A 17,959-nucleotide genomic window follows, 5' to 3' on the forward strand; every position below is an offset into this window, starting at 1 on the left:
GAAACAAGACGCCGGATCCCTCCCTCATTCGGAGCCGCACCATGCCTGACCAGCAGAAATCAAGCGATCACGTTCGGTTGAGATACGGCTTCTAATAGGTCACGTCCGCTGGAGTGGTGTACCGACGGCCACACGGTGATCTCGTATTTGAGGCTAAGAATGCATCTCATTTGGCGAGTCGGCGGTAGCAGATGAGGGCTGCGGCGATGCCTGCGAACGCGAGGAAGTGTTCAGCCTTGCGCTCGTAACGGCGGTGTAAGCGGCGGCAGCCTGCGAGCCAGGACACCGTCCGCTCCACCACCCATCGATGCCGGCCGAGTCGGTTCGACGGCTCGATCCCCTTTCGTGCGATGCGGTGGGGGATTCCGCGATCGCGCAGCCATCTGCGCAGGTGGGAGTAGTCGGATCCCTTGTCGCCGTGCAGCTTGCCGGGCCGTCGGCGACGTGGTCCGCGGCGGGAGCGTATCGGCGGGATACCGAGACCAGGGGCTGCGGGGCCTGACTGTCGTGCAGGTTCGCGCCGAGATGGCGACGGATATGGGCAGACCGGTCCGCTCGGCGATCGCCCGCTCCTCCAGCCGGAACAACGCGGCTGAATCGATGACCTTCACCTCGCGCGGCAGCGGCCGCTCAAGCTCCCCGACAGCACCTCACGTCGGGGAGCCGCCCCCGAAGACTCATTCCGTTAGGAGTTCTAATAGGACTCCGTTAGGTCGCTCTTGATCTTGGTGTGGTGTGTGGTCTGTTCGGGAGGGGCTGCAGGCAGGTGGTGCAGATGCCGGTCCAGCACCTCAGGATGCTTTGGAGAGCGTCGAGGGTCTGGTAGAGAGTGAGGCCGGTCCTGGGACTTTTGGGGCCAGCCTCTGCTCCGTGAGGAAGGCCTGGGCGGCGGTCACGAGGGTGACGTGGTGGTGCCAGCCCGGCCAGGACCGTGCCTCGAAGTGGTCCAGGCCCAGGCCGTGCTTGAGTTCCCGGTAGTCGTGCTCGATGCGCCAGCGGACTTTGGCCAGACGGACCAGCTCGGTGATCGGGATGTCTGCCGGGAGGCTGGAGAGCCAGTAGTCGGTGGGGGCGTCAGCGCCGTCCGGCCACTCGACCAGCAGCCAGCAGTCGGGCAGGACCCCGTCCCACCAGCCCTGCGTGGACGAAGCTGCGGCCTTGATCGGACGCTCGACGGCCTTGCCGGCGGGCCGGACCCGCACGGCGGCGAAGCGCGACTTCAACCGGCCTCGGGTGCCCTGCCGCCAAGTGAGCGTGGTGAATGCCTCCGGCCCGAGACCGGCGGCCAGGGCCGCCACTGACGGTGCGGGGTGCCGGTAGCGCGGCTGGGGCCAGCAGCCAACCGGCCCCTTGCGGGGCGGAGCCTCGGGCTCGGCATCGAACGGATGGGCACTCACGTCTGCCCGGATGGCCAGGACATAGTGGATTCCGCGGTCGGCGAGCCCAGCCCGGAAGTGTGCGTTGGTGCCGTAGGCGGCGTCCGCCACCACCGCCGGAGGGCTCATCTCCCACTCGGACAGGGTGTCGAGCATGTCCAGAGCCAACCGCCATTTCTCCCGGTGGGTGACCTCGGCCGGGACGCGCGTGGACGTCCTGCGATCGTCGTCCGCTTCCCATGACCGAGGCAGGAACAGCCTCCACTGCAGCGGGCAGGAGGCGGTGTCCGTTGCGGCATGGACGCTGACCGCGACCTGGCAATTGGCGCGTTTGCCCAGGGCTCCGCAGTACTGCGGAGCCACCCCCACCGACATTCTTCCGTCCTTCGGCAGCGACACATCGTCGATCACCCAGGCCATCGGGGCGATGAGCGGCAGCATGCGTTCACAGATCCGACGCTGCACCGGGACCGGATCCCAGGTGGACTGGTTCACGAACTGCTGCAGGTTCTGCTCGTTGCCGTCCGGCAGCCGAGCGGCCATGGCCTGGATCGACTTCCGCCGGCCGTCCAGCATCAGACCCCGCAGGTATCAGTCGCTCTTGGCCCGCTGATCCTTGCGCCGCAGAGAGGCGAACACATGAGTCACATACGACGCCAACTCAGCCCGAACAAGGTCTACTTCACGCGCATCCACACATCAGGCATGCCCGCCCACGAGCAGCCGAACCTGAAGACCTTACGGAGTCCTACTAAGAGCTCGTAACACGATCATGAAGCGTGCTTCGTGAGGCGTCGCCAGCAGATGAGGCTGCAGGCGAGGGAGACGAAGGCGTCGTGGAGTTCGGTGCGGCGTTCCTAGCGGACGGCGAGTCGTTTGAACTGGTGGAGCAGGGCGAAGGTCTGCTCCACGACGTAGCGGAGCTTGCCCATGCCCTTGATGTTCGGGACGCCCTTGCGGGAGATGACGGGCAGGATCCGGCGTTTGCGCAGCTCTTCCCGGTTGGGGTTGGAGTCGTAACCTTTGTCTCCGAGCAGGGCCCTCGGGACGCCTGCGGGGCCGGCCGGGACGGCCTGCCACCGGTGGGATGCCGTCGACCAGGGCGAGGGTCTGGGTGACGTCGTTGACGTTGGCCGCGGTCGTGATGACCTTGAGCGGGGTGCCGCGTCCGTCGCAGATCAGGTGGTGTTTGCTGCCCGTCTTCCGCCGGTCGACCGGCGACGGACCGGTGTCGGCTCCCCCCTTTTTCGCGCGGAAATGTGGGAGCCGTCCACGCACGCCCTGGACGAATCGAGCCGGCCGGCCGCGTTCAGTTCGGCGAGAAGGATCCGGTGTAGCTGGTCGAAGACTCCGGCCTGCTGCCATCGCTCCAGGCGCCGCCAGCAGGTCTGCCCCGAGCCGAACCCCAGCTCAGGCGGCAGGAGTTGCCACGCGATGTCGTTGCAGAGCACGTACAAGATGCCTTGCAGGCACAGCCGGTCAGCCACCGGCCGCGGCCCTGGTGACCTCGCAGGCCAGGGCGGTAGCAGCGGCTCGATCAGCGCCCACAAGTCGTCGTCCACGATCCACGGCCGAGTACTCACACCACCACGAACGGCCGAATCGTCACACCGGTCATGGCTGACCAGAGCATCTCATCAAGATCGTGTTACGAGCTCTAAGGAACCGGAAGTAAGAGCTTAGTAATCCTATAAGCCCTGCTTCCCCATACTGAAAAGTGAACAATGGATTTAATTTCCTGTGTCAAATAGAGTTCGATGGGAAGCCTAGTGAAGAAGATTCTTGCAGCCGGTGTAATCTCTGCTGCGCTTGTGGCAACTATTGGTGTCCCAGCTTTCGCCGCAGAGGCGGACGCGGCCGGCTCGATCGCTAAGGGGCAGAAGTGTGAGGTCCAGGAGATCGATCGAGGAGTAGAGATCCCCTGTGTCGCAACTGGCCGTTTCGGGCAGATCCCGGCCGACACCATGGTGACTGTCAAGAACATGCTGCCGAAGGCTGATAATAAGAAGATCGACAGTGAAGCAAAAATTGCTCTTCGCTACAAGTCGGGCAACCTGTCTGCTGTGGTATCTATCCCGGGCGGCGGAACTTACACGGCCCCTGTCGGCACCGTTGACTTCGTCGTGCACAAGGGAGGAATCGAAGTAGACCGGGTCTGACGGAATTCCCCTAGCTGGACTGTGAAGCGGCCCCTGCGTCTTGGAGGTGTAGGCGGAAGGGTCCGAGATGGGAGCGTGGCGGCGTGGGTGGGAGGCTATCGTAAATTTTCCCCGTGATCTTCGGGCCAGGCTGTCACCATCGCCCCCGGCTTCCCCAATCACCTGGTGCACCCCGACCGGCTTGCCGCGCGGGCGCATGACCAGCGCCTCCCGGCCGCCGGCCTGCCACTTCGCCCCCAGATGTCGACCGCCTTCAGCGACACCCCGAACACCGCCGCCACGTCCTCACGGTCCCGCCCCGCCACCAGGCCTAGTACTCCAGCCGCCCAGCGAAACCCGCAGGTCAGACAGCAATGTCCTGCTGGAGTACTAGCGCGACCAACCCACTCGCCGAATCCTTCAAAGCGACCTTCAAACGCGAAACCCTGCAGGGACGAAAGAGTCGGCCAGGCAGGTTTTCCCGTACAGGCGTCCATTTGCCCAATAGGCGACACTATAGGGCAAGCGCTAACGCCTGGCAACAGTTTTACTGAACTTCCCGGTTACCCCGCACTGAAAGGTCTCACATGGGCACGACTGAGCTGCAAGAACTTTATGCCACCCACGGCGAATCGCGAATTAACTACTTCCTGGGCGGAGTGGGCGGTGAGGATCTGGAATCAAAGCTAACTTACGCACGCGAAAATCAGGCCGCAACAATCCAGCGAATCGTGGAAAATATTGTCGGATCCGGATTCGAATGGACGGGCGGCAGTAATGGAGCTTCTGGACTTCTCGACAGTGGAAACGGGGACTGCCTAAGCTTGTCTCGCGGTTGCGTGGCCCTGCTTAAGGCGCTGGATATTGAGGCAGCCGTCGAAGGTTACGATTATCCGTTCTTCATCAATGGAGAGGCTGAGCAAGAGATAATTGACGGTAAGCGAGGAAATATTGACGGAAGGTGGTGGATTTTCGAGAATCACTACTGGGTCGTAACCGATCAGGGAACGCATGATTTGCTTTTCAGAGGGCAAGCAGTAGATTCAAGCACCTGGGTGAAAGCCTCAATGGGACATTGTGCGAAGGAGGGCACTTCGTGGTGGGTCACCGAATCCGGAGACAAAATATATGTAGGTGCAGACGGATACACTCTTGATCCCGAGAAGGCCGTACACTTGGCACCGCCGGTCCGCCGCAAGGGCCACTCATCGGCTTGTTGCACTCTCGTTTAAAAGAAAGTGGCGGCCGGATGGCTACCATATCGTCCTGTGAGAAGTGAAAGGGCAGGTTAGCCTCGATTTTTCTTGACGGTCTGCCGACGGAGTCGGCAGACCGTCGTGCGTTCTGTGGCTGGTGAGGGCAGCGCGGATGCCCGGCTGTCGTGTCGGGTGGGCGCTGGGTTCCACTGCTCCGGGTCGGGTGGTGCTGTCGTCGGGACGGGAAGCTGCTGGTCAGCCGGGATTCGGGAGTCGGGCGAGCCGGTCGAGGGCGGTGGTGGTGTCGAGGGTCCAGGGCCAATGCCGGGCGAGACGGAGGGTCCGCCGGCGCCCGGTGGTAACGAGCTGTCCGGCCGCGGTGGGCAGTGCGACCGGGTCGGCGACAGTCGCGCCGACTACTCGGGAAAACACCACCGCCACGGCGTGAACCTGCAGGCCATCACCGACCCCAACGGCACCCTGGTGGGGATCTCACCCGCGCTGGCAGGCCGTGTCCACGATCTGACCGCAGCCCGTCGGCACCGGCTCATCGCCACCAGCGTCCGCCTGGGCATCCCCGTCCTGGCCGACAAGGCCTACCAGGGAGCCGGCGACATCACCGCGGTGCCCCACCGCCGAAAGCCGGCGCAAGACCTCACGCTCGAACAGAAGTCCGTCAACCGGCCCCACTCCCGCCTCCGACGGCCCGTCGAAAAAGCCATCGCCCGCATCAAGACCTGGCGCATCCTCCGAGCCCGCCTCAGTCCCAACAACCTCACGTCAATCGCCCGAGCCATCCTCACCCTGGAGACCCGCCGCTGAAAAGGCTCATCCCCGCCCAGCGCAACAGCCAGGGCGAGGTCCAGGAGGATCTTCCCCGGATCATGCACTGCCCTCGGACAACGCCATGGCGCAAGCGCCCTCGATATCGCCTGCTCAAGACCGGTCTTGCGGGCCGTTTCCACCAGCAGGACCGAACCGGCCTGCGAGACAACCCCGCGGCCACCGCCCTCAACGCGGACACGTGGGTACGACCCGATAGTCCTCTTCACCCGAGAAGTGCCTCCGGCGATGGCAGGAACAAGGACCTCGACCATCCTCATTCTTGCTGGTCAGAGGCACTTTTCGCTTACCTGATCACCTGCTGGACGCCGCACTTCGCCAGAGCGCGAAGCTAACGGAGTCCTATTACCGGACCGGTCACCGCCTGGATGGTCACGCCGTGCTTGCGGTGCTTGCCGGCGTAGTCTTCCTGGCCGTAGCCGACGCGGTCGCACTCGGCGAGCGTGCCGTCCACGAGCACGTACTCGGGACGTGCCTGCCGCGGTGCGCGGGTGAGTGAGCCTTTGCCAACTTGAAGTCGCTGGCCAAAGGGCTGGCGTGCCGACCTGGCGGCGTAGTCGCGCTGGTCGTCGGCGGGAGTCTGTGGAGTAGATCGTCTGCCAGATCGGTTGGCTATGGACCGGGCTTGGTGGGTTCGTAGGTAATCAGGTCTCCCGGCTGGCACCGCAAGACCTCGCAGATCCTCGACAGGGTTGAAAAGCGGACGGCCTTGGCCCGGCCGTTTTTCAGCACGGACAGGTTGACGACAGTGATGCCGACCTGCGAGGACAGCTCGGTGAGCGTCATGCCGCGCTCAGTGAGAATGTGGTCGAGGTGAATCCGGATCGAGTGAGGTTCCTCATCGTTGGGCATCAAATGGTCCCTTCGAGGTCCTCTCGCATGTGCACGCCCTCGCGCATGATGTTCCCCATGATCACCGTGGCGAGGCCAACGAGGACGAGAACCATGGATCCGGAGATTGCCGGTCCGGAACCGATCATCGGCGCCATGCTGCCCACGAGCCAGGACTGTGACCAGCCGACGAGGAGGCCGGCCATCGGCGTTCCGACGGTGAGGAACCACCCCAGAGAGGAGATCCGGGATGCCACGGGGGCGGTGAACGGTCCCTCCCGCACAACGGCCGCGAGTAGCCGGGAGAAGAGAAGCAGTGCCACGGATCCGAAGAGCCACCAGGGCAGCAGGTTCCCGAGGTCGGCGGCACGCTGACCCGCGGAGGGGCTGTCCTGGCACAGGCGGGTGGTGCTACTGGACGCCTTAACGCCCGCACCCACGGGGACGCCGCCCTCCAGTGTGGCGTTGTGCCAGAAGTCTGTCTTCGCACAGACCGCCCCGTCGTCGAGTATGTGCGTGACCGCCGTGCCGACGAACGCGAGGGCACAGAGCACCGCCAGCGCAAGGGTGAGCGAGGCCAGGGCCCTCGTGAGTCGCGTGTTCCTCATGTCTCTCCTTATCGATTATCGATATGCACATGCTAGCGGGGCATATCGATAATCGACAAGCGCGTGGCTGCGGGAGTGCCTGAAAGGGCAGACCTGGGCGTTGAATACCTCCCTCGCTTGTTCCGGCGGGCTCTGCCCTCCGCCGTCATCCCAGCGATCCCGGGCAACGGATCAGTGGTCGGCTTCGGCCACCCGCAGTCAGTTCCTGCTCGTCGTGGTTCGATGTTCTTCTACGATCCAGTGCATGCTGGATCCCGAACTGCTGGAACGGATCACCGCGCGACGCGCCGAGCTGGACGACTTCGAAGCACAGCTGGCCAAGGTGCGCTCCGAGCGGGACGAACTCGCCGTCGCTGAAAGAGTCCTCGAGCGCGTGAGTGAAGAGATCGCGGGCGAGCGTGCCTCGGTCGCACCGGCGCCCGGCCAGGTGGTTGGGCGGGCAGTGATGCTCGTCCCGCACCGCGGCCCGGACACGCGGGAGACCATGCTCCCGCCGGACTACCAGCGCATCCTCACCGTCGTGCACGAGGCCGGCGGTCAGGTGACAGCCCTGCAGGTCGGCGAGACGCTGGGACTGACGTCAGCGTGAAGTCCAAGCTGGAACCACTGCGCGGGAAACTGATCAGACTCACCGACCGTGGCTGGCTGCGAAAACAACCCGACGGCCGGTTCACCACCCGTCTGTGACATCCTCCGGCATGACGCGTCCGGAGGAGGCAAGGCCGTAACCGCGATGTCCCCGGCGGTCGTTGGAATGGGTCTGCCGCACGATCGGGTGACATCTGATCTGGCTGGCCTTGTGGGGCAGGTGGGAAGGGGCCTTGACCCCGAATGCTGAAAACACGGGTTATGCGGCTGGTGCCAGCGTAGTTGGTGCTGGGTGGAAGGTGTTCTCGAAGGCGATCGGTGATCGTTGTCCGAGACTGGAGTGCCGGCGCCTTGTGTTGTAGCGGTGGAGCCATAGGAAGGCGTCGAGTCGGGCCTCGTGCTCTCCTGGCCAGCTCTTCCGTCCCTGCAGGGTTTCGCGTTTGAGGGTCGCGCTGAAGGATTCGGCGAGTGCGTTGTCCGCGCTGGACCCGACCGCACTCATGCTGCGTCGCACCCCTGCTGACCTGCAAGCTTCGGCGAATGCCCTGCTCGTGTACTGGGCTCCGTGGTCGGTGTGCATGATCGCTCCGGCGAGGCTGCCGCGAGTGCGGATTGCTGCGGCCAGGGCGTCGGTGACGAGGTCCGCGCGCATGTGGTCGGCGATCGCCCAGCCGGCCAGACGGCGCGAGGCGAGGTCGATGACGGTCGCCAGGTAGCAGAACTTCCCGCCGTCGATGGTCAGGTAGGTGATGTCGCCGACGTACCTCGTGTTCGGCTCGCCCGCGCTGAAGTCGCGGCCGATCCGTCTGGAGCCTTGGCCCCAGACGGATCGGGGACGGTGGTGCGGTGCAGGCGGCGCAACCGGACCCCTTCGACCCCGAACGCCCGCATGGTCCGGGCAACCCGCTTGTGGTTGACCGCCTCACCACTCGTCTCGCGGAGTTCAGCGGTGATTCTCGGGGCTCCGTAGGTGCCCTCCGAGTCCTGGTGGACCGCCCATATCCGGGCTGCCAGCCGCGCATCGGCCGCCTGCCGTGCGGCCCGGTCCGCGGCCGTCCGGCGCCAGGAGGAGAAGCTCGAGAGGCTGATGCCGAGAATGGTGCACAGCCGCTTCACGCCGTGGCGGCGCTGATGGTCGGCGACGAACTGGAAGCGGTTCACCAGCGCGTCTCCCCGGCGAAACACTTCGCCGCTTTCCGCAGGATCTCGCGTTCCTCCTCGAGCTCGCGGACCTTCTTCCGCAGAGCCGCGTTCTGCGCCTCCAGCGCGGCCTGCGGCTGGGCCGTTCCTGCGTCCGGCGTCCCCGTGGACGGCTTCACCTGCTGCAGGGCGCGCCTCCAACAACGTTGTGAGATTCTGAACCAGAGGGTCTCGTGCTGCTGGATCACAGTGGCCGAGAAGCCAGAGGGTCTCATCCCCAAGCCTCTACCGGGCTTCGGCGGTGGCAACCTACGGAGGTGCACTCTTGAGGACAGCACGCCGACTGCGCAATCGTTTCTCGACTAGAGTCGCGGCCACCATTGCCGCCTTCGTTCTACCTCTCTCTGGGTTCCTTGCCCTGGCCTCTCCGGCTCAGGCGGAAACCTCCCCGAGCTCTACTCGTGCCCAAGGCTCTAACACTCCCAGCGAGGGACGGGCCCGGGTGGCTGCTGCCCCGGGAGCGGCTGGCGTGGTGAAGCTCGGCTACTTCACCAACTGGGGCGTCTACGAGCGCGACTACCACGTGAAGAATCTGGTCACATCCGGCACTGCGTCGAATATCACGCACATCAACTATGCCTTCGGGAACGTGGAGAACGGTAAGTGCACCGTCGGGGACTCCTATGCAGACTACGAAAAGGCATACACCGCCGATCAGAGTGTCAATGGCAAGGCTGACGCGTGGGATCAGCCGTTGCGCGGAAACTTCAATCAGCTGCGTGAGCTGAAGGCCAAGTTCCCGAACATAAAGGTCCTGTGGTCGTTCGGCGGTTGGACTTGGTCCGGCGGATTCGGCGAAGCCGTGGCTAGCCCAGCCGCAGCGACTGCCTTTGCAAAGTCCTGCCACGCCTTGGTTGAGGACCCGCGTTGGGCCGATATCTTCGACGGCATTGACCTGGATTGGGAGTACCCGAACGCCTGCGGCCTGACCTGCGACACCTCTGGCCCCGCCGCCCTGAAGAACATGATGAAGGCCATGCGGGACGAGTTCGGCACCGGCAGCCTGGTGACCGCAGCCATCGCCGCCAGCCCCACCAAACTGGATGCAGCCGACTATGCTGGCGCCGCCCAGTACATCGACTTCTACAACGTCATGACCTATGACTACTTCGGCGCCTGGGACGCCACGGGTCCGACCGCTCCGCATTCCCCCCTGACTTCTTACCCGGGTATCCCGAAGGAGGGCTACGACTCAGAGGCCACCATCGCCCATCTCAAGGGCATGGGGATCAACAGCAACAAGCTGAATCTCGGTATCGGCTTCTACGGCCGCGGTTGGACCGGCGTCACTCAGGAACCCCCCGGCGGCACCGCCACCGGACCGGCCCTCGGTAGGTTCGAGCCGGGAATCCAGGACTACAAAGTCCTCAAGAGCACCTGCCCCGCCTCCAACACCATAGCCGGCACCGCCTACGCCAAGTGCGATAGCAATTGGTGGAGTTATGACACCCCGACCACTATCGCCACCAAGATGGCCTGGGTAAAGAACCAGGGCCTCAGAGGTGCCTTCTATTGGGAGTTCAGCGGAGATACTGCCGACGGTGAACTCGCCAACGCCGTCTCCACCGGCCTTCAGTAATCGGGCTCGGCTATATTCAACGGATCCTTCGGTGCTGTGCCGATCAATCGTACTGCTCGCGCGGTCGACCAGCACAGCGCCGACGCGGGCCGCAGCAACGGCGCTATCCGAATGCGACGGCGGATTCGCGTACGAGGCGGCATCTCGGGAATTTACGGCGTTTGGCTTACGCTGTCCTCCTGGGCTTGCGGGTCACAACCTCGATGCCGCAGTTGACGTGTGGGGGAGTCCAAAATAGATAATTACGGCAGGGCAGGGGAGAGCTTCTGCTCAGCACTCATCGTGATGCATTAGGCCAGGCTATGAGAGGAGATCCCATGCGATCCACCGTTCTGCGATCTTTGAGAACCCTGGCTACTGCGCTCGCCCTTGCGGGTGCCGCGAGCATCACTCTCGCTCCACAATCCGCTGCGGAATCGATCGTAATATGCTCTAGCGGTACCGCAGAGGACGGGAACACGCCGCAAGAACACGTCCTGCTTACCACTGGCTGCAAGTGGAATTCCGCGGACGGGGCGCCTTTCAAGGTGACCATCGAGTCAGGTAGCGCAGCCGGCACGTGGATTTGCCCCAGCGACGGGAAGCAGAATGATGATGCGTTCCGCGCAACTTGCACTAGGGCCACCCCGCAACTGAACCGGCCCGGTACCTGACCGTATCTGCGATCCAGATGAGGGTGAGGTAACCCCTGCGATGTGGACACACCTGACAATGGATCTTGTTGATCCAGGAAGGTGAAGGTCTACGTGGCACGGCCCTCGAAGTACAGGGTGGAGTTCCGTTCCGACGCGGTGGCTTTGTGGCGGGCGTCGGCCGGGCGGCGGAGGTTCAGGCACGTCGCGGCCGACTTGAACATCAACCCCGAGACGCTGCGGAGCTAGGTGCGGGCCGCTGAGGCGGGGCCCGGGGACGGCGCCGGCAGCAGGCCCGAAGGGATTCAGGAGGAGCTGACCTGGCTGCGGGCGGAGAACGCCCGTCTGGCCAAGGCGGAGAAGGAGTGGCAGCTGGAGCGGGGGATCCTGCGCCGGGCAGTCGCCTATTTCGCGAAGGAGATGCAGTGAAGGCCCGCCGCTGGGACTTCATCTCCGCCAACTCCGAGGACTTCGGTGTGCAGCGGCTGTGCCGGATACTCGGCGCTTCCCGGTCGGGCTACTACCGCTGGCTGGCCGGCGCCCCGGCCCGCGAGGCGCGTCGGGCCGAGCAGGAGGCCTCGGTCACCGAGATCCGCCAATCCACGCCGAGCACCGCGAGGCCTACGGTGCTCGCCGTGTCCACGCCGAGTTGCGGATCGGCGGACGGAAGGTCAACCGCAAGCGCGACCAGGCTGATGCGCGAGCACCATGTCGTCGGCCGGCACCTGCGCCGGCGCAAGCGCACCACGAGAAACCCGGGAGTCAGCGGATTTCACGTTGTCAAAAGACGCTGGGTTGTCGAGCGAAGTCTGGGTTGGATCATGCTGCACCGACGTCTCGCCCGCGACTGCGAGACCCTCGGTACCAGCTCCGTAGCCATGATCCACATCGCCTCGATCGACAACCTCGCCAAGCGCATAACGGACGAGACCACACCAACCTGGCGAGGAACCTACTAGGGCATACAGGGCAATATGCCTAGATCAAATGCCCTCTAAGGACGGCAATGCCCCGGCGGAGCATGAGCGCGGTCGGGTCCAGCGCGGACAACGCTTCGCGGAGTCCTTCAACGCGACCTTCAAACGCGAGACGCTCCAGGGCCAAAAGAGCTGGCCCAACGAGCGCCAGGCACGATTCGACGCCTTCCGATGGCTGACCCGCTACAACACGCGACGCCGGCACTCCCACGTCGGACACCGCAGCCCCATTCAGGATTCGGGATCAAGGCCCCAAGCCGTCCTCACCCTCGATCTGGCCAGCTCAGACTGAGGTTGGGAAAGGCTCAGTGATCTGGGAGGCGCGGAACCACGGAGACGTGACGACAAGGCGCCTCGTGGCTGGAGCATGCGGCCACGGGCACCAGGAATGTCACGCGGGTAGCCACGCCTTTTGTCGTATTAGCTCCTCGCGCACCTCTTGGGTGGATATGTTCCCATGGCTGGCAAAGAGAGCAGCTGCCACGCCTGCAGCGTGCCCGGTCGCAAGGGCCGTACCCATAACGCGAAGTGAAGCGCCAGCCTCACGGTCACCATCAACCGTACGCCCCGCAGTAAATAGGTTTGGAGTGTTACGACTTCGCAACACATCGAGTGGTATGCCGTAGTATCCAGGCCGGTCGATAAATTTCCATCTGGACGGGATTCCGGCACCGAGGTGAATTTCTACAGGCCAGGCGCCTACAGCAACCGCATCTTTGTTGTATGTGGGTTCTAGGATCTCCGTTGCGGTGATTTGATAACGCCCGACAATGTGTCGAGATTCACGAGTTCCCAGCTCGGGCCCTGTACTGACTATATACGCTCCATCGCAGCCCGGCAGGGTATGAATCGTTTCAAGATATGCTTGCGCTTGTTGGCGGGCACTAATCTCGGCTCGAGTAGTGTCGGTGGCATCTCGTGCGTCATATCCTTCGTCTGCAAGGTATGTGATCAAATCGCCAGAGATCGGCAATCGTGCGACAAGCCCGGTCTCGGCAGTCAGATGCTGCTTGCCGCATTTCTTGGCCGTGTGGACTGCCGCAGCCAGATTCTGTCGGTCTACGCATGCGTCGATCGGAATTCCACCTATGCGTACACCGAGCGTGCCATTTTGCACCCATCCATCAGTGCCATATCTGACATCGCTGCCAGCGTGGTAAGCGAGGTCGGCTTCCCCAGTAGCATCGACGAAAGCTGTAGCAAACACTTCATGTATGCCAGAATGGTCCACAAGTCCAATCTTGATAATCTTGCCGTCCTCTCGCAGCGCTGAAAAGACATGACTGTGCAGTAGCACATTGACCTTGGCGCGAGCGCATATATCATCAAAGGCATACTTTACGCTTTCTGGGTCGAAAATTACGGCGACGCCGTTTAGGCGAACAGGTTCACTCAACGCATTCATCAGGCGCAGCTCGGTGAGCAGCTCGTCCGCTACACCGTGGACCACCTGAGTGGTAGTGTCTCGTGTGTAAAGGCCACAGTATGTCAGCACATTGCGCAAGGTAGCCGCTCCGCCGAGGCATGCGCCGCGCTCCACCAAAAGCGTGTGCGCACCAGCACGCGAAGCGCCTACCGCCGCCGCGAAGCCGCCCGAGCCGCCACCTGCCACCACCACGTCGAAGCTCTTCATGGCTCGCTGCTCGCTTTCCCGGTAGGTGCTGTGCATGAGGGCACCGGCATCAGGGTCACTCGAAGTTCCGCACCAGTTTTTGGTGCAATTCGAGTACCGGCCTCATCCATAAGGATGAACCAATTTTACGCCGTCTGATGGATCGCGCGACAGGCGGCTACTCAGGTTGAACTCGCAATGTCGGTGGTCAGCCCGGTCGCGGCCAGGCAGCCGTCGATGAGCTGGGGCCGGTACTGGATCTTGCGCAAGCCGCGCCTGACCGCTCGCACGAGGTGGTCGGGATCGGCGAAGGCGACGTTGGCCAGGAAGCCGCGTCGTAGCAGGGACCAGATGCCCTCGACCGGGTTGAGGTCAGGTGAAGTTCCCCCTGTGGCCTGGACAGCCTGATACTGGGACGGACGGTCCCGGAGGAAGCAGTTCCAGGTAGTGAGCAAGAAGAGCAACACGAGCAAGCAGTACACGCCCGAGTTCAAGCGCGACGCGGTGGCCCTGGTGTACTCGTCGGGCAAGACGGTCACCGAGGAGCCCCGAGGGGCTGCGAAACTGGGTCAATCAGGACAAGACCGACTACGGGCAGGGGCCGGCTGGCGCACTGACCACGGCCGAGCGCGAGGAGCTGGTGCGACTGCGCCGCAAGGTCCGTGAGATCGAACAGACGATCGAGGCGCTGGGGAAAGCGACCGCCTTCTTCGCGAACCACAAGACGAAGTAGACGTAGCCGCGCGCTACACGTTCGTCGACGCGGAGAAGGCCGGCCCCAACCGCCCGGACGGCTGCAGCGTCTCGCTGCTCTGCCGGGCCCTGATCTCCCGCTCCGGCTACTACGCCTACCTTGCCGCACGCCAACGCCGCCGTCACAGCGCGCGAGGCCCTCTCTGTCAGCCTTGAGTGAGAAATTCCGCTTTGTCGGGTTAGCCTGAGAGGGCATCGACAGTAGACCACCTCTCATGACCAGCACGAAGCCGTCCGGATCGGATCCGGCCGGGAGTGGCGAGCGGCCGGGAACTCCGGCGCCCTCGAGAAGCTGGCTGACAGGCGCGCCAGCCCGTCCAGGCCGAAGAAGTCTGCCGCCGAGACTGCGAACGAGAAGTTGCGGCGGGAGAACGAGCGGCTGAAGCGGGAGCTGGCACGGAACAAGGCCGCGCTGGAGGTCATGGGAAGAGCTTCCGCGCTCTTGGAAATGATCTCCGAGAGCGCGGACTTGATCGTCGCTCCCGGCCTCGACCGGTACAACGCGACCGCGTCCGCCTTGAACTCGACGGGGTAATTCTTCATCCCCACAAAGGACTCCGTTCTCCTGGACCATCAAGATCCAAGTGTCTCCGGTGTCCAAGATCCGGGGTCAAGGCCCGACAGACCCCATAACCCGTGTTCAGGATTCGGGGTGAAGGCCCCACCTGTGTTCACCCTCGCGCCCGACTCTCGCCCAGCGCCCGCAGGCCGCAGCGTCCTGTGTCATGAGCGAAATGGCCGTAGGACGTGCTTCCCTCCAACAGCCGAGGGAGGGACAGGGGGAGGGCCCACGCTGCGGGCGAACGCCGTCGGGCCCGGTGCACACCGAGGAGCGGTGCGTACGGGCCCGACGGGCGGCCGAGGCCCGGCGAAAGGCTGTCAGGCGGTGGTCTTTGCAGGCTCCGTGTCTTCGGTCGCGTCGGCTTCGGTGTCATGCTCGGAATCGGCTGGCTCCGCGTCATCGTGTCCGGCATCGTGCCGGCGGACGAACTCGAGGAAACTGTTCAGCTCGCGCTTGACTACGGGGGCGAGCAGGTACAGGCCGATGATGTTGACGACGGCGAGCATGAAGAGCAGTCCGTCGGCCAGGTCGATGAGGGTCTGGAGGGTCAGCAAGGAGCCACCGACCGCAAAGAGCGTGTAGAGGATCTTGAAGGTGAGCTCACTGCCTCGGCTGCGGCCGAAGAGGTGTGTCCAGGCCTTCATGCAGTAGTAGCCCCAGGTCAGCACGGTGGAGATGGCGAACAGCAGCACCGCGACGGTGAGCACATACGGGAACCAGGGCAGGACGGTCGCGAAGGCATCGGAGGTGATGGTCACACCACCGATGGACTCGCCCGCGCGTGCCTCGCCCCAGCTGGCCGGGTTGGCGATGACGATCGTCAGGGCGGTTAGGGTGCAGACGACGATGGTGTCGATGAACGGTTCCAGCAGGGCGACCAGACCCTCGCTGGCGGGGTGCTTGGTCTTCACTGCGGAGTGCGCGATCGGGGCGGAGCCCAGGCCTGCCTCGTTGGAGAACGCGGCCCGCTTGAATCCGATGATCAGGGCACCCAGGACACCACCGGCGACGCCCTGCGGGTTGAAGGCGCCCTCGATGATCGTCGAGATCGCCGACGGGATAGCAGCGGCGTTGACCGCGATTACGACCAGGCAGGCGACGATGTAGATGCCTGCCATAGCGGGGACCAGTCGACTGGTGACGGAGGCGATGGAGCGGATGCCGCCGAGGAGCACGATGCCGACGATCGCGGCGACCAGGATGCCGAAGAACAGCGCCCCCGCGGAGGAACCGAGCAGGCCAGTTTCGCCGCCAGTGACGGAAACGAGCTGAGCGTAGGACTGGTTGACCTGGAAGAGGTTGCCGCCGAAGAGGCCGAAGAAGAGGACCATCCCGGAGGCCAGGACGGCGAGGACCTTACCGAGCGTCTTGCCTCGGGCGCCGAAGCGTTCCGCCAGGCCCTTGGGCAGGTAGTGCATCGGGCCACCGGACATGCTCCCGTCGGCGTGCACCTCGCGGTACTTCACGCCCAGGGTCACCTCAACGAACTTCGTCGCCATGCCGAGCAGACCGCAGAGGATCATCCAAAACGTCGCTCCTGGACCACCGATCGACACGGCGACCGCGACGCCTGCGATGTTGCCCAGACCCACGGTTCCGGAGACGGCGGTGGTCAGGGCTTGGAAGTGGTTCACTTCTCCAGCGGACCCCGGCTCGTCGTACTTTCCTCGCACGACGTTCACCGCAAGGCGGAACTTGCGGATCTGTACCAGGCCGAACCAGCCGGAGAAGACTAGGCCAGCCACGACCAGCCACGCCACGATCAGCGGCAGCTGAGTGTCGGCCACCGGGACGGAATAGAAGACGATGCTCCCGAGCCAGTTGGCGATGGGCTCGAAGAAACCGCTGACGGCTTCGTCTATGGAGGCGGTGACGGTGTCGAGTGTCATCGGACTTCACCTCGATGCGCAGAACCGACGCGTTGAGGTGCGCCGGTGGGGGTGGGTGGCGATGAAGTCCCGTGCTCGTGTCCTTCGGCTGCGTGCGCAGCATCCGGACCGCTCATACCTGTCAGGTCAATGCCGGGGGCGAAGGGGGCCGGACGGCCGGAGCCCCTCGCATCTTCATTTGCCCTAGACTGATCCATCCTGGATTTTCTGTCGGCTATCGGGAGGTCTCGGCTCGGCCAATAGGCACCCGGCCGGGCCCGAGTGGCACACCGGCGCGGCCGGCGACACCCACGGACCGGAGCTGCCTGTGGGCTTGCCCTGCTGCCCCAGGGGGTGACGAGGCGCGGTCGAACGTTCCGGAAAGCGAAAACGCCCACGATGGGAACGCCCTGGTGCTCGCAGATCAGGATGATCCGGTGGATTCGGGCCGCTGGCAGGTCGTGGGTGCGGTCCGGCAGGGCACGCGAGAGCCACAACGGCTGGCCACCGGTACCGGTGACGAACTGCACGTTGAAGCCGTCCCCGCGGTGCTTCATCGAGTGGGACGGCTCGTTCCGAGCAATGGTCAAGAGTTGTGGGTGAGTCCCTCCGACTCGACGGCGGTGATCTCGGCTGCTGCGAGCCGAGCCTCCTCGCGCACCTGCGGGTCGGGGTGATGGAGGAAGGGTCTGATGCAGCGTTGGGTGACAGGTTTAGTCACGCGGCCTGAAGAGCCGGTGTGCTCATGACGGTTTCGTATTCGACGGGGGTGAGTCGGCCGAGGGCGGTTTGTCTGCGGCGTCGGTGGTAGGTCCGTTCGATCCAGGTCACGATCGCGATGCGGAGTTCTTCGCGGGTGGCCCAGGTGCGGCGGTCGAGGACGTTCTTCTGCGGCAGGCTGAAGAAGGACTCCATGGCCGCGTTGTCGGCGGCCGCTCCGACTCTTCCTATCGAGCCGGCCATCCGGTTGCGACTGAGGGCCTGGACGAATCTCCTTGATCGAAATTGCGATCCTCTATCGCTGTGCACGATGCATCCGGCGACGTCCTGGCGCCGGGCGACGGCGTTGTCCAGGGCCTGCACGGCCAGCCGGGACTTCATCCGTGCGTCGATGGAGTAGCCCACGATCCGGTTGCTGAAGACGTCCTTGACCGCGCAGATATACAGCTTGCCCTCGCCGGTGGCGTGTTCGGTGA

At 64.1% G+C, this 17,959-nt stretch carries 11 protein-coding genes and 11 pseudogenes; 8 read left to right on the forward strand and 14 right to left on the reverse strand.

Going from position 1 to position 17,959, the window contains the following annotated elements; translation table 11 throughout:
* Positions 1-166: 166 nt before the first annotated feature.
* The 3 pseudogenes from ACZ50K_RS36395 to ACZ50K_RS36405 all read right to left on the reverse strand — a co-directional run.
* Positions 167-563: pseudogene (locus ACZ50K_RS36395) on the reverse strand (transposase); the annotation flags it as partial.
* Between the two features lie 228 nt (positions 564-791).
* A pseudogene (locus ACZ50K_RS36400) lies at positions 792-2,072 on the reverse strand (IS701 family transposase).
* Between the two features lie 74 nt (positions 2,073-2,146).
* Positions 2,147-2,941 (reverse strand): annotated as a pseudogene (locus tag ACZ50K_RS36405) (IS5 family transposase).
* 204 nt (positions 2,942-3,145) lie between these two features.
* On the opposite strand from ACZ50K_RS36405, the gene ACZ50K_RS36410 reads away from it, so the two are divergent.
* The gene (locus tag ACZ50K_RS36410; RefSeq protein WP_468911501.1) at positions 3,146-3,535 is read left to right on the forward strand and encodes a hypothetical protein; all 390 of its coding nucleotides are present in this window, start codon (positions 3,146-3,148) and stop codon (positions 3,533-3,535) included.
* A 566-nt stretch (positions 3,536-4,101) separates the two neighbouring features.
* Positions 4,102-4,746, forward strand: coding sequence for a hypothetical protein (locus ACZ50K_RS36415; protein WP_403787306.1), 645 nt, complete (start codon positions 4,102-4,104; stop codon positions 4,744-4,746).
* A 219-nt stretch (positions 4,747-4,965) separates the two neighbouring features.
* Here ACZ50K_RS36415 and ACZ50K_RS36420 read toward each other — a convergent pair whose 3' ends face one another.
* A complete protein-coding gene (locus ACZ50K_RS36420) occupies positions 4,966-5,151 on the reverse strand; it encodes a hypothetical protein (protein WP_468911523.1) in 186 nt (61 codons plus the stop codon).
* Positions 5,152-5,154: 3 nt separating this feature from the next.
* Between ACZ50K_RS36420 and ACZ50K_RS36425 the strand changes: the two genes are divergently transcribed.
* Positions 5,155-5,532: a transposase family protein gene (locus ACZ50K_RS36425; RefSeq protein WP_468911504.1), complete on the forward strand. Its 378-nt coding sequence runs from the start codon at positions 5,155-5,157 to the stop codon at positions 5,530-5,532.
* 8 nt (positions 5,533-5,540) lie between these two features.
* Here ACZ50K_RS36425 and ACZ50K_RS36430 read toward each other — a convergent pair.
* From ACZ50K_RS36430 to ACZ50K_RS36445, 4 genes and pseudogenes are all read right to left on the reverse strand, one after another.
* Positions 5,541-5,762: pseudogene (locus ACZ50K_RS36430) on the reverse strand (transposase); the annotation flags it as partial.
* A gap of 140 nt (positions 5,763-5,902) precedes the next feature.
* Positions 5,903-6,022 (reverse strand): annotated as a pseudogene (locus ACZ50K_RS36435) (IS5/IS1182 family transposase); the annotation flags it as partial.
* Between the two features lie 143 nt (positions 6,023-6,165).
* Positions 6,166-6,405, reverse strand: a complete 240-nt coding sequence (locus tag ACZ50K_RS36440) for a helix-turn-helix domain-containing protein (RefSeq protein WP_468911506.1) — start codon at positions 6,403-6,405, stop codon at positions 6,166-6,168.
* A complete protein-coding gene (locus ACZ50K_RS36445) occupies positions 6,405-6,992 on the reverse strand; it encodes a DUF2975 domain-containing protein (RefSeq protein ID WP_468911508.1) in 588 nt (195 codons plus the stop codon). The genes ACZ50K_RS36440 and ACZ50K_RS36445 overlap by 1 nt, the downstream gene beginning before the upstream one ends.
* Before the next feature lie 244 nt (positions 6,993-7,236).
* Here ACZ50K_RS36445 and ACZ50K_RS36450 point away from each other — a divergent pair, with 244 nt between their 5' ends.
* Entirely contained in the window at positions 7,237-7,581 is a 345-nt protein-coding gene (locus tag ACZ50K_RS36450; protein ID WP_468911510.1) for a hypothetical protein, read from the forward strand.
* Positions 7,582-7,839: 258 nt separating this feature from the next.
* Here ACZ50K_RS36450 and ACZ50K_RS36455 read toward each other — a convergent pair.
* A pseudogene (locus tag ACZ50K_RS36455) lies at positions 7,840-8,872 on the reverse strand (IS3 family transposase); the annotation flags it as partial.
* Positions 8,873-9,249: 377 nt separating this feature from the next.
* On the opposite strand from ACZ50K_RS36455, the pseudogene ACZ50K_RS36460 reads away from it, so the two are divergent.
* From ACZ50K_RS36460 to ACZ50K_RS36475, 4 pseudogenes are all read left to right on the forward strand, one after another.
* Positions 9,250-10,359, forward strand: a pseudogene (locus ACZ50K_RS36460) (glycoside hydrolase family 18 protein); the annotation flags it as partial.
* Between the two features lie 746 nt (positions 10,360-11,105).
* Positions 11,106-11,740 (forward strand): annotated as a pseudogene (locus ACZ50K_RS36465) (IS3 family transposase); the annotation flags it as partial.
* A pseudogene (locus ACZ50K_RS36470) lies at positions 11,741-11,950 on the forward strand (IS5/IS1182 family transposase); the annotation flags it as partial.
* A 56-nt stretch (positions 11,951-12,006) separates the two neighbouring features.
* A pseudogene (locus ACZ50K_RS36475) lies at positions 12,007-12,260 on the forward strand (integrase core domain-containing protein); the annotation flags it as partial.
* 99 nt (positions 12,261-12,359) lie between these two features.
* Here the strand turns inward: ACZ50K_RS36475 and ACZ50K_RS36480 are convergent.
* The 5 genes and pseudogenes from ACZ50K_RS36480 to ACZ50K_RS36500 all read right to left on the reverse strand — a co-directional run.
* Positions 12,360-13,637 (reverse strand): FAD-dependent oxidoreductase, encoded by a 1,278-nt coding sequence (locus ACZ50K_RS36480; RefSeq protein ID WP_468911513.1) that lies wholly within the window; start codon positions 13,635-13,637, stop codon positions 12,360-12,362.
* Positions 13,638-13,762: 125 nt separating this feature from the next.
* A pseudogene (locus tag ACZ50K_RS36485) lies at positions 13,763-13,960 on the reverse strand (IS630 family transposase); the annotation flags it as partial.
* 586 nt (positions 13,961-14,546) lie between these two features.
* Positions 14,547-14,876 carry a hypothetical protein gene (locus ACZ50K_RS36490; protein WP_468911516.1) on the reverse strand — a complete coding sequence of 110 codons (330 nt, stop codon included), beginning with the start codon at positions 14,874-14,876 and terminating at the stop codon, positions 14,547-14,549.
* 336 nt (positions 14,877-15,212) lie between these two features.
* Positions 15,213-16,784, reverse strand: coding sequence for an alanine/glycine:cation symporter family protein (locus tag ACZ50K_RS36495; protein WP_468911518.1), 1,572 nt, complete (start codon positions 16,782-16,784; stop codon positions 15,213-15,215).
* A gap of 696 nt (positions 16,785-17,480) precedes the next feature.
* Positions 17,481-17,959: transposase (locus ACZ50K_RS36500; protein WP_468911520.1), on the reverse strand; the 479-nt coding region annotated here is incomplete at its 5' end.

The sequence above is a fragment of the Streptomyces sp. NPDC033845 genome, from assembly GCF_055576225.1.